15 protein-coding genes, 1 rRNA gene and 1 pseudogene are annotated in these 15422 nt (G+C 61.5%); 10 read left to right on the top strand and 7 right to left on the bottom strand.

Features of this window, described 5'->3' with window-relative positions; all coding sequences use genetic code 11:
- A 5S ribosomal RNA gene (rrf, locus tag G7016_RS21605) occupies window positions 1-103 on the top strand; the annotation flags it as partial.
- A gap of 107 nt (window positions 104-210) precedes the next feature.
- Here rrf and queD read toward each other — a convergent pair.
- Window positions 211-567 carry a 6-carboxytetrahydropterin synthase QueD gene (queD, locus tag G7016_RS21610; RefSeq protein ID WP_181117770.1) on the bottom strand — a complete coding sequence of 119 codons (357 nt, stop codon included), beginning with the start codon at window positions 565-567 and terminating at the stop codon, window positions 211-213.
- A 162-nt stretch (window positions 568-729) separates the two neighbouring features.
- Here queD and G7016_RS21615 point away from each other — a divergent pair, with 162 nt between their 5' ends.
- The 9 genes and pseudogenes from G7016_RS21615 (at window position 730) to G7016_RS21650 (ending at window position 9080) form a co-directional block, all read left to right on the top strand.
- The gene (locus tag G7016_RS21615; RefSeq protein WP_181117771.1) at window positions 730-1032 is read left to right on the top strand and encodes a PepSY domain-containing protein; all 303 of its coding nucleotides are present in this window, start codon (window positions 730-732) and stop codon (window positions 1030-1032) included.
- Window positions 1033-1701 carry a response regulator transcription factor gene (locus G7016_RS21620; protein ID WP_181117772.1) on the top strand — a complete coding sequence of 223 codons (669 nt, stop codon included), beginning with the start codon at window positions 1033-1035 and terminating at the stop codon, window positions 1699-1701.
- Window positions 1698-3038 (top strand): sensor histidine kinase, encoded by a 1341-nt coding sequence (locus G7016_RS21625; RefSeq protein ID WP_181117773.1) that lies wholly within the window; start codon window positions 1698-1700, stop codon window positions 3036-3038. Before G7016_RS21620 ends, G7016_RS21625 begins: the two co-directional genes overlap by 4 nt.
- A 35-nt stretch (window positions 3039-3073) precedes the next feature.
- Window positions 3074-3595, top strand: a pseudogene (locus tag G7016_RS25665) (cache domain-containing protein); the annotation flags it as partial.
- Between the two features lie 117 nt (window positions 3596-3712).
- A complete protein-coding gene (locus G7016_RS25670; RefSeq protein WP_375139711.1) occupies window positions 3713-4753 on the top strand; it encodes a methyl-accepting chemotaxis protein in 1041 nt (346 codons plus the stop codon).
- Window positions 4754-4858: 105 nt separating this feature from the next.
- Window positions 4859-5935, top strand: a complete 1077-nt coding sequence (locus G7016_RS21635; RefSeq protein ID WP_181117775.1) for an AI-2E family transporter — start codon at window positions 4859-4861, stop codon at window positions 5933-5935.
- Between the two features lie 69 nt (window positions 5936-6004).
- Window positions 6005-7897, top strand: coding sequence for a penicillin-binding protein 2 (gene mrdA / locus G7016_RS21640; RefSeq protein ID WP_181117776.1), 1893 nt, complete (start codon window positions 6005-6007; stop codon window positions 7895-7897).
- A gap of 141 nt (window positions 7898-8038) precedes the next feature.
- Window positions 8039-8638, top strand: coding sequence for an NAD(P)H:quinone oxidoreductase (wrbA, locus tag G7016_RS21645; RefSeq protein WP_181117777.1), 600 nt, complete (start codon window positions 8039-8041; stop codon window positions 8636-8638).
- 43 nt (window positions 8639-8681) lie between these two features.
- Window positions 8682-9080 (top strand): VOC family protein, encoded by a 399-nt coding sequence (locus G7016_RS21650; protein ID WP_181117778.1) that lies wholly within the window; start codon window positions 8682-8684, stop codon window positions 9078-9080.
- A gap of 70 nt (window positions 9081-9150) precedes the next feature.
- Here G7016_RS21650 and nuoN read toward each other — a convergent pair whose 3' ends face one another.
- The 6 genes from nuoN to nuoI are packed head-to-tail and all read right to left on the bottom strand — an operon-like array spanning window position 9151 to window position 15417.
- Window positions 9151-10620, bottom strand: coding sequence for an NADH-quinone oxidoreductase subunit NuoN (gene nuoN, locus G7016_RS21655; protein ID WP_181117779.1), 1470 nt, complete (start codon window positions 10618-10620; stop codon window positions 9151-9153).
- Window positions 10621-10626: 6 nt separating this feature from the next.
- Entirely contained in the window at window positions 10627-12159 is a 1533-nt protein-coding gene (nuoM, locus tag G7016_RS21660; RefSeq protein ID WP_181117780.1) for an NADH-quinone oxidoreductase subunit M, read from the bottom strand.
- Window positions 12160-12199: 40 nt separating this feature from the next.
- Window positions 12200-14050 (bottom strand): NADH-quinone oxidoreductase subunit L, encoded by a 1851-nt coding sequence (nuoL, locus tag G7016_RS21665; RefSeq protein ID WP_181117781.1) that lies wholly within the window; start codon window positions 14048-14050, stop codon window positions 12200-12202.
- Window positions 14047-14355: an NADH-quinone oxidoreductase subunit NuoK gene (gene nuoK / locus G7016_RS21670; protein WP_181117782.1), complete on the bottom strand. Its 309-nt coding sequence runs from the start codon at window positions 14353-14355 to the stop codon at window positions 14047-14049. Before nuoK ends, nuoL begins: the two co-directional genes overlap by 4 nt.
- A gap of 3 nt (window positions 14356-14358) precedes the next feature.
- Window positions 14359-14859, bottom strand: a complete 501-nt coding sequence (nuoJ, locus tag G7016_RS21675; protein WP_181117783.1) for an NADH-quinone oxidoreductase subunit J — start codon at window positions 14857-14859, stop codon at window positions 14359-14361.
- Window positions 14860-14868: 9 nt separating this feature from the next.
- A complete protein-coding gene (gene nuoI / locus G7016_RS21680) occupies window positions 14869-15417 on the bottom strand; it encodes an NADH-quinone oxidoreductase subunit NuoI (protein ID WP_181117784.1) in 549 nt (182 codons plus the stop codon).
- Window positions 15418-15422: the final 5 nt, after the last annotated feature.

The raw sequence follows: 15422 nt of genomic DNA on the forward strand, positions 1-15422 counted from the left end.
GAGCATTGGAACCACCTGATCCCATCCCGAACTCAGCAGTGAAACGATGCATCGCCGATGGTAGTGTGGGGTTTCCCCATGTGAGAGTAGGTCATCGTCAAGATTCAAACCCAGAACCCCTGATCGCTTCGCGATCGGGGGTTTTGTCTTTTCCGGGCTACGCGCAGGCAGAAAAAAACCGCGACAGCTGCCGCGGTTTCATAAAAGCGATCAATCGCCGGTGTATTCGCAACCACTCGTGCAAGTTTCGTGGATACGGACCTTGCTGAGCTCTGGGAGCAGCGGTTTCAGTGCCTGCCAGATCCATACCGCCAGGTTTTCGCTGGTCGGATTTTCAAGGCCCGGAATATCATTCAGATAATTGTGATCGAGCTGCTCGTAGATCGGTTTGAACACTGCCTTGATCTCGGAGAAGTCCCGGATCCACCCGGTATGAGCATCAACCGCCCCTGTCAGGTGAATGCCTACCTTGAACGAATGGCCGTGCAGCCGCCCGCACTTATGCCCGTCGGGGACATTTGGCAACTTGTGCGCCGACTCAAACGTGAATTCCTTGAAAATTTCCACGCAACGGTACCCATAACAAATCCAAAGCGCGATTCTACCACCCGAGGCTTGGGGAGTCCGCTTCAGCTTCGTTTAAGGGCTGGGGGTTAACCTTGATGCTTTCAACGATCCAGTGCGCGGAGGCATCTCGCATCCGTTGCCTGAACCTCTCGAGGATATCCAATGTCTGTCGTGCGCGCGATCTGCCTGCTGGTCCTGCTGCCAGTGACCGCTGTCACGGCACATGATCTTGGCCAGGACGAAGCCCTGCGCCTGCGCCAGCAAGGCGTGATCATGCCGTTGGACACACTCACGGCTGACGCTATCAGCCGCCATCCGGGTTCAGCTTTGCTGGAAGTGGAACTGGAAGAGGACAAGGGCCGATATACCTATGAAATCGAGGTTGTGCTGCCGGACGGTCTGGTTCGCGAACTTGAATATGATGCAACGAGCGGCAAGCTGCTCGTAGACAAGGATGATGACTGAATGCGGGTACTGTTAGTCGAAGACTCCGTTCCCCTGGCCGACGAACTGCTTGCGCTGTTAGGCAGCAAGGGCTATGCGGTGGACTGGCTGGCCGATGGCAGGGATGCGCTGGTGCAAGGGCAGGTCGAGCCCTACGATTGTGCGGTGTTGGATCTTGGGCTGCCAGGTATGCCCGGGCTTGAGGTGTTGGCCCGGTGGCGCCAGGAAGGCGTTGCGCTACCCGTGCTGGTGCTGACGGCCCGAGGTTCCTGGGCCGAGCGTATCGAAGGCTTGAAGGCGGGCGCCGACGATTACCTCAGCAAGCCCTTTCATCCTGAGGAGTTGCTACTTCGCATCCAGTCGCTGTTACGACGTTCCAAGGGCCTGCCGAACCAGCCTCGGTTGGAGGCGGGTGGATTGGTGCTGGACGAGGCTACGCAAAGCGTGACCATTGGCTCGAACACGATCAGCCTCACCGCAGCGGAGTTTCGTCTGTTGCGGTACTTCATGCTGCATCCCGGGAGGATACTTTCCAAAGCTCACCTGGCCGAGCACCTTTATGACGGTGAGAACGAGCGGGGTTCTAATGTCCTTGAAGTGCATGTAAACCACTTGCGCGGCAAACTGGGCAAGGCGGTGATCGAAACCCGCCGTGGGCAGGGCTATCGGTTGGGTGGGTGTAGCGGATGAGGTCGCTGCAAGCCCGGCTGAGCATTGGCCTGCTGGGGGTATTGCTGGTAGGAGGGCTGATCTTCGCCCAGGCAGGTTTGTGGCTTTTTGAAAAAGGTATTGAGAAATACCTCGAAGACAATCTGCGAAGCCAAAGCGAGAACCTTCTGCTGGGCCTGGCGCGCGGGCCTGAAGGTGTCGAACTGATCGAAGAGCGTGTACTGCCCGCCTACCAACGCGCCTTCTCGGGCTATTACTTTCAAATCACGTTACCTGATACCCAGCTTCGCTCCCGCTCCCTATGGGATGCGCAATTGCCCCAATTCACTGCGCCGGGGCTAAGCCGGGCGACCGGGCCGGAGGGCCAGCAACTGATCCTCCTTCGCGCGGACTACCGGCGGCTGGGCCTGGCGCTGTCTATCACGGTCGCCCAGGACTACAGCCCCATTCGTGACAGCTTTGCGCGGTTGCGCCACTGGGGCTTGGCATTTGGTGTGGTGTTGCTATTACTGGTGCTTGGCTTGCAACGCCTGATCGTCACTCGGGCTCTGCGGCCATTGGAGGCGGCACGGGCACAGCTTGCACAGTTGCAGCAGGGCCAGCGTAGCCAGTTGCAAGTGAATGTACCGCTGGAGCTGGAGCCCCTCGTTACACAGATCAACCATTTGCACGCCCATACCGAAGACAGCCTCAAGAAGGCCCGTACTGCTCTGGGCAACCTGGGCCATGCCCTGAAGACGCCGCTTGCGGTGCTCTTCAGCCAGGCCAATGGCCCACGCCTGGACCGCGACCCGTCCCTTCGCCGCGCACTGCTTGAACAGCTTGAGCATCTACAAGCCCGGCTGGACAAGGAACTGGCCCGGGCCCGCCTGGCCGGCGACGCACTTCCAGGTACGCCCTTGGACTGCGCCGTCGAGCTTCCAGGCTTGTTCGCTACCTTGCGCGCTATCCACGGCGAGCATCTACAACTCGACTGGCACTTACCGCCGGGCCTCATATTGCCTTGGGATCGGGAAGATCTTCTCGAATTGCTGGGTAACCTGCTGGATAACGCCTGCAAGTGGGCAGACAGCCAGGTGTTGCTGACAGTGACGAACGACGCTCAAGGTTATCGCCTGTGCGTCGACGATGACGGGCCCGGCATACCCGCCGACGCTAGGAAGCAGGTACTGGGCCGCGGGGAACGGCTGGATGAGCGTACCGAGGGCCATGGGCTGGGCCTGGGCATCGTGAAGGATATCGTCGAGGCCTGTCACGGCCGGCTCTGCCTCTCGGAAAGTCACTTGGGCGGATTGTGCGCGAGCGTTTGTCTGCCCCGCCGTGGGGCAAGCTCAACTTTCTCAGGGCAGGGCCGATAAGCCGAGTATTCATTTTCTGCCTGTGAGAGTTTCCCATGCGCCTTAGCTTGAAGGGCAAGGTCCTGTCCGTTGCCGTTGTGCCTGTCGTGCTGTTCGCGCTGATCATCAGCCTGTGCACCCTGTGGATCCTGCGCCAGCAGGCGGCTCAAGAGGTGCAGGAAACCCGCGAGCGTTACATCACCGACGCCCGGGCATCCTTGCAAAACTACGTCGCGGTTGCGCTGGGCACCGTCAAGCCGATTTATGATGCGGCCGATGGCAATGACACAGCCGCCCGGGCTCAGGTCGTGAAAATGCTCTCCACCGTTACCTACGGCAAGGATGGCTACTTCTTCGGCTACGATTCCCAGGCCGTGCGCCTGTTCAAGGGCAATAGCAGCGAAGGTGTTGGCCAAAGCTTCATCGACGCCAAAGACCCCAACGGTGTCTATGTGAACCGCGAGCTGGTGAACGTAGGCAAGAACGGCACTCACTTTGTCAGTTACTCGTCCAGCCTGCCGGGCAGCCAGAAGCTTGTCCCAAAGCTCGCCTACACCGAATACCTGCCCAAGTGGGACATGGTGATCGGCACCGCGGTCAACCTGGACGGCATCGACGCTCAGCTCGCTCAGGTGCGCGAAGCGGTGCATGCCCGCACTATCGACATGCTCATGACCATCGTAGGTATCGCATTAGTGTTGGTACTGATCATCGCTTCGATTGGCCTGCTGCTGGCACGGAATATTCTGCGCCCGCTCATGCTGATGAAGCAGAGCCTGGATGACATTGCTGCCGGTGAAGGCGACCTTACCCGCCGGTTGCCAATCACCAGCCAGGACGAGCTGGGCGCGCTGGCTGGCTCCTTCAATCGCTTCGCGGAGAAGATTCACGGCCTGGTGCGCCAGATCGCAACCATGACCGGCGAACTCACCGGCCTGGTCAGCGAAGTGGCCGATCAGGCCCAGCGCTCGGAGCGCGCCATGGAGCGCCAGCGCCAAGAGACAGATCAGGTGGCCACTGCCGTCAACGAAATGTCCGGCGCGGCGCAGGAAGTGGCTCGCAGCGCACAGGGCGCCGCCACCGCGGCTCAGGAAACCGACAACGAAGGCCGTCAAGCCAAGCAGGTCGTGGATGGCAGCGTGGCCCAGATCCACTCGCTGATTGCCGATATCCGCTTGAGTGGCAATTCCCTCGACACCCTGCAGAACGACGTGCGCTCCATCGTCAGCGTACTTGGCGTTATCCGCTCGATTGCCGAGCAAACCAACCTGCTGGCGCTCAACGCGGCTATCGAAGCGGCGCGGGCAGGGGAAGCCGGGCGTGGGTTCGCGGTGGTGGCGGACGAAGTGCGCGCGTTGGCCAGCCGCACGCAGCAAAGCACCCAGGAAATTCAAGGCATGATCGACCGCCTTGAAAAGGGTACCCGCGATGCCGTGGAAGCCATGCGCCGTTCCAGTGAGGCGGGCGAGGGCACCAGCGTTCGTGCCAATGAGGCCGGCCGTTCGCTGGACGCCATGGGCAGCCTGATTGCGACCATCAGCAACATGAACGCGCAGATTGCAACCGCTGCCGAAGAGCAAACCGCCGTGGTGGAAGAAATCAACCGCAGCGTTCATCAGATTGCCGGCGCGGTGGATCAGGTGGCCGATGAAACCCGCCAGGGCGCGGAGACCTCCCGCAAGCTGGCAGCCCTGGGCCAGGGCCTTGGGCGGCTGGTTGCGCAGTTCCGAATCTGAACCGAGGATTCTGCACCGCGATCGAGGGCACTATCCCAAGCCCAGCCGGACTAACCTTCAGGCGCCCCATGAGGGGCGCTGAAGGCAAGCCGACATGGAACGCGCATGAACGAAACCAACCTCCAATACAAGACACTCCTCTTGCTGCTTGTACTGGTCACCCTCGCTTTTATCTGGATACTCCTTCCTTACTACGGCGCCGTCTTCTGGGCAGTGATCCTGGGCATCCTGTTCGCGCCGCTGCAGCGCAAGCTCATCCAACGCTATAAATGGAGCCGCAACGTCACCTCGGTGGTTACGCTTGGCGTGTGCGTGCTGGTGGCGGTACTTCCCGTGATCATCATCAGCGCCTTGCTGGTGCAGGAGGGGACCAGCGTTTACAAAAGCATCCAGAGCGGCGAGCTGGACGTGGCCAGCTACATGAGCCACTTCAAGCATGCCTTGCCCACCCCGGCACAGCACCTGCTGGACCGCATGGGCATGGGCAACCTCGATGGCCTGCGGGAGAAAATTACCTCGCGCGCAATGCAGGGCAGCGAGGCCCTTACATCCCAGGCCTTCAGCTTTGGCCAAGGCACGCTCGACTTCATCGTCAGCTTCGGGGTGATGCTCTATCTGGTGTTCTTTTTCCTGCGCGACGGCCCAGAGCTTGTGCGCAAGGTGCGCATGGCGGTGCCATTGGCCGAGCACCAGAAGCGCCGGCTGCAGCTCAAGTTCACCCGGGTGGTACGGGCCACGGTCAAAGGCAACATGCTGGTGGCTATTTCCCAGGGCGCACTGGGCGGGCTGATCTTCTGGATACTGGACATCCCCAGCGCGTTGCTGTGGGCGGTATTGATGGCATTTCTTTCATTATTGCCCGCAGTGGGTGCCGGGGTAGTATGGGCGCCGGTGGCGGTTTACTTCATGCTTGACGGCGAAATGTGGCGGGGCGTCGTGCTCACGCTTTACGGCATTTTCGTGATCGGCCTGGTCGACAATGTGCTTCGGCCCCTTCTGGTAGGCAAGGACACAAAGCTTCCGGACTACCTGGTGCTGATTTCCACCCTCGGTGGGCTCGCGGTCTTCGGCCTGAACGGGTTCGTGATCGGCCCGCTGATCGCGGCGCTCTTCGTGTCGAGCTGGAGCATCTTCGTCGGCAACCGGCCCACCATACAATTGCCCCCCGACCTGCAACGGTGAACCGCGTGATGTACGAATCGAGCGTTCGCCGCCGGCGGGCGCTTCGATCTGTACACACGAGCGGTGCCAATGCCAGACCCGATTCCCTTAAAGGACCACGACAAGGAACAACTCCTGGTCAACGGCCGCCTGGTCGCTTGCGCGGTTCTGGTGCTGGGGCTGGCATTCGCCCTGGTGGCTCGGTTGTATTTCCTGCAAGTGGTTCAATACGACTACCACTCGACCATTTCCGAAAACAACCGCGTTCACGTACTGCCGATCCCGCCGGAACGCGGTTTGATTTATGACCGCAACGGCGTGGTGCTGGCCAACAATCGCCCCAGCTTCAACCTGACCCTTACCCGTGAGCGCGCCGGGGACTCCGCACACGTACTCGATACCCTGGCAAGTATTCTGCAGTTACCCGAAGAGCAGCGTCGCCAGTTCGACAAAGACATGCGTCGCGCTCGGCATCCCTTCGAGCCGGTGACCTTGATGTATGAACTGACCGAAGAGCAGATTGCACTGATCGCAGTAAATCAGTTCCTGCTGCCGGGGCTGGATGTGGAGGCGCAGTTCGTGCGCGAGTACCCATTGGGCGAACAGTTTGCCCATTCCCTGGGCTACGTGGGGCGCATCAACGAGAATGAAGCCAAGGTGCTGGACCCGGTGGAGTATCGCGGTACTCAGTCTGTCGGCAAAACGGGGGTGGAACGCTTCTATGAACCCGCCCTGCATGGGCACGTCGGGTTCGAGGAAGTGGAAACCAATGCCCAGGGCCGTGTGATGCGGGTGTTGCGCCATACCGACCCGATAGCGGGCAAGAACATCACCCTCACCCTCGATGCCAACCTGCAGCTTGCCGCGGAGAAAGCCCTGGGCGGCCGCCGCGGCGCCATCGTGGCGCTGGACCCGCAGAACGGCGACGTGCTAGCGATGGTGAGTGAGCCCAGCTTCGATCCCAATTTGTTTGTCACCGGGATCAGCTTCAAGCAATACACCGCGTTGCGTGACTCCATCGACCGGCCGCTGTTCAACCGTGTGCTTCGGGGCCTGTATGCGCCAGGCTCGACCATCAAGCCGGAAGTGGCGATCGCGGGGCTTGATAGCGGCGTGATCACACCGGCCAGCAGGGTGTTCGACCCGGGGTACTACGAGCTGCCCAACTACGACCACAAGTACCGCAACTGGAACCGCAGTGGTGATGGCTGGGTAGACCTCTATGCCGCGATCATGCGGTCCAACGATACCTATTTCTATGAAACTGCCCACCGGCTGGGGATCGACCGCCTGCATGACTACCTCAGCCGGTTCGGCATCGGCCAGAAGGTATCGCTCGACATGTTCGAAGAAGCGCCTGGCCTGATGCCTTCCGAGCAATGGAAGCGCGCGACCCGCCGGCAGCCGTGGTTCCCGGGGGAAACACTGATCCTGGGGATCGGCCAGGGCTATATGCAGGTCACGCCTTTGCAGCTGGCGCAGGCGACATCGTTGATCGCCAGCAAGGGTGTGTGGCATCGGCCGCACCTGGCCGAAACCATTGGTGGCGAGCCCCCGGTCGATACCAACCCGATGCCTAACATCGTATTGCACGACCCAGGCGAATGGGAGCAGGTGAATCGCGGCATGCAAGCGGTGCTGCATGACCCCAGGGGTATCGCCCGGCAATCGGCAGTGGGGGCGCAATACCGTATTGCGGGCAAGAGCGGTACCGCGCAAGTAGTCGCCATTCGCCAAGGGGAGCGCTACAACCGGGAAAAGACCCAGGAGCGTAACCGGGATAACGCGCTGTTCGTAGGCTTTGCCCCGGCCGAGAACCCGAAGATCGTGGTGGCGGTGATGATCGAGAACGGTGAGGCCGGCGGCCGAGTTGCCGGCCCGGTGGTTCGCGAGGTGCTCGATGCCTGGCTGCTGGACCAGAGCGGCCACCTCAAGCCGCAGTACGCCAGCCCTGCGCTGCCAGTGAAATCACCGGCCAGTTGAGTGCCAGCTACACTCGCAGGCAGGGGCGGGATTCAACGTTTCGATCAAACCGTTCGAATCAACCCGTTTTTATCCTGTCTCTGGCTGTGCGAAGTTCATGAGTCCGCGCCATGCCGGCGCGGCACATCAAGGAGCGTCTCTGTGGCTAAAGTTCTTGTTCTCTACTACTCCACCTACGGGCATATCGAAACCATGGCCAATGCCATTGCCGAGGGCGCCCGTAGCGCCGGCGCGACCGTGGATGTCAAACGCGTACCCGAAACTGCCCCGGCGGAAGTAGCGCAAGCCGCCCACTTCAAGCTCGATCAGGCAGCGCCCGTCGCTACCGTGCAGGAGCTGGCAGACTACGATGCAATCATCCTTGGAAGCCCGACCCGTTTCGGCCGTGTAAGCAGCCAGATGGCCGCCTTCCTCGACCAGGCAGGTGGGCTGTGGGCCGCTGGGAAGTTCAATGGCAAGGTTGGCGCGGCCTTTACTTCCACGGCCAGCCAGCATGGCGGCCAGGAGACCACGCTGTTCTCGCTGATCACCAACCTGCTGCATTTCGGTATGGTCATCGTGGGGCTGCCCTACAGCCATCAAGGGCAGATGAACATGGACGAAATCGTCGGCGGCGCCCCCTATGGCGCAACGACCATTGCCTCGGGTGACGGCTCGCGCCAGCCCAGCGAAATCGAACTGGCGGGCGCACGCCATCAGGGCGAGCTGGTAGCCAAGACAGCGGCCAAACTGTTCAGCTGATCTTTATCGCCCGGCCGGGGCGTCCTTGCCTGAGGGCTGCATCATGTTCTCCCACATCATCGTTGGCGCCCGTGACTTGAACCGCCTGGTGGCATTTTATGACCGTGTGCTCAGCGAGTTGGGCCTGGTGCCCATGTCGGAAGAAGACGACGGTGGCCCTCCGGGCAAGGGCTGGCAGCTGCCGGGTCGGCGCTGGCCGCAGTTCTTCGTGCAGGAGCCCTTCAACGGCCAACCCGCTTCACCGGGTAATGGCACCCAGGTCAGTTTTGCTTGCTCCAGCCGGGACCGGGTAGATGCCGCCTGGGCAGCTGCGCTGGCCAACGGCGGTAGCGACGAAGGCTCGCCGGGTGTGCGAGTACGGTATGCCCCGGATTACTACGGGGCCTATTGCCGCGACCCGGAGGGCAACAAGCTCTGCTTCGTTCATGCGTCGGGCCTGTAATCATTCCTCCCGCACAATAAAAAAACCCGCCGGCAGCGCCAGGCGGGGTTTTTTGTTCAAGCCAACCGGCTTAGCCCATCAGATGAAGCCCGGCATGCTGCACCAGGTCCACCAATGGCTGAGGGTAAACCCCCAGCACGAAGGCCAGGATGGCGATGGCCAGCAGCATCACGCCACCGGTGCGCTGCTCCCAGTTCAGCGGCGCGTCCTGGCGTGGAATGCTAGATTCCATCAGGTACAGGGTCACCATCACGCGCAGGTAGTAGAACAGGCCAATGGCGCTGCCCAGTACCAATGCGCCCACCAGCCACCACAAGCCAGACTCGACACCGGCTGCCATGATGTAGAACTTGCCGATGAAGCCTGCGGTGAGCGGGATGCCCGCCAGGGAGAGCATCATGACGGTCAGCACTGCGGTGAGGTACGGGCGGCGCCAGAACAGCCCGCGGTACTCGAACAGCGCATCGGCATCGCGGCCTTTGTACGGGGAGGACATCAGCGTGATCACGCCGAACGCACCCAGGCTGGTGATCACATAAGTGGCCAGGTACACGCCGATGGCTTCAACAGCCAGGCCCTTGCTCGCCACCAGCGCAATCAGCAGGTAACCGAAGTGGGCGATGGAGGAATAACCCAGCAGCCGCTTGAGGTTGGTCTGGTTCAGTGCCAGCAGGTTGCCCACCACGATCGAAGCGATGGCGATTGCACTCAGTACCACGTTCAGTACGCCGCTGCTCCCGGCTGGGGAGAGCTGGAAGAGCCTCACGATCACTGCGAACACCGCAACCTTGCTGGCGGTGGCCAGGAAGGCCGCCACCGGCGCAGGTGCGCCTTCGTAGACGTCGGGGGTCCACAGGTGGAAGGGCACCAGCGACAGCTTGAATGCCAGGCCCACCAGCATCATGCCCAGGCCCAACTGCGCCATCAGGCTCGGCATGCCGGTAGCGGCAAGCGCGGCGCCGATTCCGGAGAAGCTCAGCGTGCCGGCGTCGGCATACAACAGCGCCATGCCGAACAAGAGGAACGCCGAGCCAGCGGCCGATAGCACCATGTACTTGATACCGGCTTCCAGCGAGCGCTTGTTGAAGTACGCGTACGCTACCAGCCCGTACACCGGCACCGACAGCAGTTCCAGCCCGATGAACAGCGCCGACAGCTGTTGTGCACACACCAGCACCAGGCCACCGGCAGCTGCCAGCAGGATCAGCAGGTAGAGTTCTTCACGGTTGCCCGGGTAGCCGATGCCACCATCACCGAGGTAGGCGTGGGCGAGGGTGACGCAAGCCAGGGTGGCGATCAGGATCAGCGCCATGTACAGGCACGCGAAGTTGTCCACCTGCAGCAACGAGGTCACGCTCATCGGGGTGATCTTGAGCACTGGCAGGATCGACAGCAGCGCCAGGTTCAAGCCCGCGCAGGACAGCAGGAACGTTTGTGAATGGTTACGGCGCCAGGCGATCGCCAGCATCACCACCACGATGGTGACGCTGGTGATCAGCAGCGGCGCCAATGCCAGAAAGTGTTGAGAGGTCAGTTCCATTACAGGTTACCGGGCCGATGCAAGTTGAGAGAAAGCCGAGCCGAACCACTGCTGCACGCCGGCCATGGTCGCGGCCGAGGTGTCCAGCACCGGTTGCGGGTACACGCCCAGCAGCACCAGCAGCACCGCCAGCAGCAGGATCATCGCCAGCTCGCGGCCGTCCATGCCGTGCAGTACGGTGTCCGACTTTGCCGGGCCGAAGTAGGCCCGGTGGATCATGATCAGCGCGTAAACCGAACCCACTACCAGGCCGAAGGTTGCAACGGTGGTCACCCAAGGCGCGACCGCGAAGCTGCCCAGCAGGATCAGGAACTCACTCACGAAGTTACCGGTACCCGGAAGCCCCAGCGATGCTGCGGCGAAGAACAGGCTGATGGCCGGCAGGTAGCTGATACGCGACCACAGCCCGCCCATCTCACGCATGTCACGGGTATGCAGGCGCTCATACAACTGGCCGCTGAGGATAAACAGCGCCGCAGCGGACAAGCCGTGGGCGACCATCTGCACCACAGCGCCTTGCAGCGCTTGCTGGCTGCCGGAGTAGATCCCGATCAGCACAAAGCCCATGTGAGACACGCTGGAGTAGGCGATCAGGCGCTTGATGTCGGTTTGCGCGAACGCCAGGAAGGCGCCGTAGAAGATGCCAACCAGGCCCAGGCCCATGGCGATCGGCGCGAACTCGGCCGAGGCGTTGGGGAACAGCGGCAGGGCAAAGCGCAGCAAGCCGTAGGCGGCGGTTTTCAGCAAGATACCCGCCAGGTCCACGGAACCCGCCGTTGGCGCCTGGGCGTGCGCATCAGGCAGCCAGGAGTGCACCGGCACCACTGGAAGCTTCACTGCAAAGGCCACGAAGAAGCCCAGCATCAGCAGGTACTCGGTACCGGCTGGCAGGTGCGCCTTGAGCAGGTCGCTGTAGTTGAAGGTGATCACGCCGGTAGCGTTGTAGTTCACCAGCACCAGGCCAAGGATCGCTACCAGCATGATCAGGCCGCTGGCCTGAGTGAAGATGAAGAACTTGGTGGCAGCGTAGATCCGCGTGCGCTTGCCGTCCGACGAGCTATGACCCCAGAGCGCGATGAGGAAGTACATCGGCACCAGCATCATTTCCCAGAAGAAGAAGAACAGGAACAGGTCCAGCGCAAGGAACACGCCGATCACCCCGCCCAGGATCCACATCAGGTTCAGGTGGAAGAAGCCCACATGGCGCTGGATCTCTTTCCAGGAACACAGTACGGACAGCACGCCCAGCAGGCCGGTGAGCAGGATCATCAGCAGCGACAAGCCATCGAGCGCCAGGTGCACGCTGATGCCGAAGCGCTGAATCCAGGCCAGCTTGAATTCCACGGCCCATACCGGGTCGGCCCCCGGCGCGGGCGCCAGGGAGTAATCGCCCTGGGACCAGAGCCAAAGCCCCAGTACCAGTTCCAGGGACATGGTCAGCAATGCGATCCAGCGGGGGAGGGTGGCGCTAGAGCGCTCAGCCATCCAGCACAGAAGGCCGCCGATGAAGGGAATCAGGATCAGCCAAGGCAGAATCATGACGGGTTCGTTTCCTTTCGCAAATTCGCAAGGTTCATAGTCAGGCTGCCATTACCACGGCGCCCAGTACCAATACGGCACCGAAGGCAAGGGAGGCGGCATACCAGCGCAGCTGGCCGTTCTCGGTGCGGCTCATGACGGAGTGCCCGCCTTTCACCAGCCGAGGTACCAGGCCAATGCCGCGATCCATCGGATCCCTGCGCAGCACGTGGCTGATCCACAAGTAAGGTTTTACCAACAGCTTGTCGTAGATCCAGTCGAAGCCCCAAGCCGCGAACCACCAGGCAGACAGCACACGGCCCGGGCCACTGTTGGCGATGGCGGTGGCTACCCGACGCTTGCCCAGGAACAGCAGCGCCGACAGCAGAATGCCCGCTAGCGCGATGGCGCCGGAAGCGATCTCCAGGCTGTGCTTGGCCTCACCGCCGGCATGGCCCGCGCTTTCAGGCAGCACACCTGCCAGCGGTGGGTGAATCCAGGCGCCGATGAAGGTGGACAGTACCAACAGCACGCCCAGCGGCAGCCAGTGGGAGATGCCGTGGCCAGGGTGGGCATCGGTCTTCGCTTCGCCATGGAAGGCAATGAAGATCAGGCGGAAGGTGTACAGCGAGGTCATGAACGCGCCCACAAGCCCGGCATACAGCAAACCGGTGTGGCCGCTGGCAAAGGCTTCCCAGAGGATCTCGTCCTTGGAGTAGAAGCCCGCAGTGAGGATCGGCAAGGCCGACAGCGCCGCGCCGCCAACGATGAAGCAGGCATACGCCAGCGGCAGCTTTTTCCACAAGCCGCCCATCTTGAAGATGTTCTGCTCGTGGTGGCAGCCGATGATCACAGCGCCCGAGGCAAGGAACAGCAGTGCCTTGAAGAATGCGTGGGTCATCAGGTGGAAGATAGCGCCGTCCCATGCACCTACGCCCAGGGCCAGGAACATGTAGCCGATCTGGCTCATGGTGGAGTAGGCGAGGATGCGCTTGATGTCGGTTTGTACCAGCGCGGCGAAGCCTGCCAGTACCAGGGTCACGCCGCCGACGATACCCACCAGGTGCAGGATGTCCGGCGCCAGAGTGAACAAGCCGTGGGTACGGGCGATCAGGTACACGCCCGCGGTCACCATGGTTGCCGCGTGGATCAGCGCCGAAACCGGGGTAGGGCCGGCCATCGCGTCCGCCAGCCAGGTTTGCAGCGGCAACTGAGCGGATTTACCGACCGCGCCGCCTAGCAGCATCAAGGTGGCCAGCACGATCCAGAAGTCGCCCACCTTGAAGTGCTCGGGTGCGCGTACCAGCAGCTCCTGAATGTTCAACGTGCCCAGTTGCTGGAACAGGATGAACAAGCCGATGGCCATGAACACGTCGCCGATACGGGTGACGATAAAGGCCTTTAGTGCTGCGTTGCCGTTGTTGCGGTTGCTGTAGTAGAAGCCGATCAGCAGGTAGCTGCACAGGCCCACGCCTTCCCAACCGAAGTAGATGAACAGCAGGTTGTCGCCCAATATCAGGAACAGCATGCTGGCGATGAACAGGTTGGTGTAGGAGAAGAAGCGCGAGTAACCCTCTTCACCGCGCATGTACCAGGAGGCGAACAGGTGGATCAGGAAGCCCACGCCCACGACCACGCCCAGCATGGTGACCGACAGGCCATCCAGATATAGCGTGAAGGTTGGCGCGAAGGTGCCTACCGACATCCAGGTCCATAGCAGGTGGGTGTACACACCGCCGGGTGGCGGGGCCATGTTGAATTGCCAGATCACATAGGCGGCCACCACGGCGGACAGGCCCACCGAGCCCACGCCGATCAGCGCCGAGGTGTTCTCCGAGAAGCGCCCGCGGGAAAAGGACAGCACCAGCCAGCCCAGCAGGGGAAAGACGAAAGTCAGAAAGAGTAGGTTCATCCGCGCATCTCACTGGCAGCGTCGATATCAAGCGTATGGAAGCGGCGATACAGCTGGATCAGGATCGCCAGGCCGATACTGGCCTCGGCTGCGGCCAGGCTGATTACCAGGATGAACATGATCTGCCCGTCCGGTTGCGCCCAGCGGCTGCCAGCCACGATGAAGGCCAGTGCAGAGGCGTTCATCATGATTTCCAGGCTCATCAGCACAAAAAGGATATTGCGGCGGACCAGCAGGCCCACCAGGCCGAGTACGAACAGCACGCCGGCGACGGCCAGGCCGTGTTCAAGAGGAATGGCTGGCATGGGTTACTCCTTCGCCTCGTTGCGGCCAATGTGGAAGGCCGTGATGGCCGCGGCCAGCAGCAGCATGGAGGCAAGCTCCACCGCCAGCAGGTAGGGGCCGAACAGGCTGATGCCCACGGCTTTGGGGCCGATGGTGGTTTCGCCGACCGGAATGTTGCCCGGGCCGGAGAACAGCACGTACATCAACTCCAGCAGCAACAGGGCGGCCAGCAACATCGGGCCTGCCCAGATGCCAGGCTTGAACCACTCCTGCTCTTGATGGGCAGATGCGGTGCCCAGGTTGAGCATCATCACCACGAACACGAACAGCACCATGATCGCACCGGCATAGGCAATCACCTCCAGCACGCCCGCGAAGGGCGCGCCGAGGGCGAAAAAGGTCATGGCCACTGCGATGAGGGAGATGATCAGGTACAACAAGGCATGGACCGGATTGGTGCCGGTAATGACCCGAAGGGTCGCCAGCACCGCAACGCCAGAGGCGAAATAGAACGCGAATTCCATCTTTCTTCCTTAAGGCAGCAGGCTTTTCACGTTGATCGGCTCGGCTTCGTTCTGCGCGGCGCCTTTCGGCTTGCCGGCCACGGCCATGCCCGCGACGCGATAGAAGTTATAGTCCGGATTCTTGCCCGGGCCCGAGATCAGCAGGTCTTCCTTCTCGTACACCAGGTCCTGGCGCTTGTAGTCCGCCATTTCGAAGTCCGGCGTGAGCTGGATAGCCGTGGTAGGGCAGGCTTCTTCGCACAGGCCGCAGAAAATGCAGCGCGAGAAGTTGATCCGGAAGAACTCCGGGTACCAGCGTCCATCGTCCGTTTCTGCCTTCTGCAGGGAAATGCAGCCCACCGGGCAGGCGACCGCGCACAGGTTGCACGCCACGCAGCGTTCCTCGCCGTCCGGGTCGCGGGTGAGCACGATGCGGCCCCGATAGCGCGGCGGCAGATAAACAGCCTCTTCCGGATACTGGAGGGTGTCACGCTTGCGGAAGCCGTGACCAAAAATCATGATCAGGCTGCGCAGCTGGGTATAGGTGCCATGTACCACATGGCCGATATATTTGAACATGACGT

The sequence above is a fragment of the Pseudomonas japonica genome (genome assembly GCF_013522925.1).
Lineage (GTDB): Bacteria > Pseudomonadota > Gammaproteobacteria > Pseudomonadales > Pseudomonadaceae > Aquipseudomonas > Aquipseudomonas japonica_A.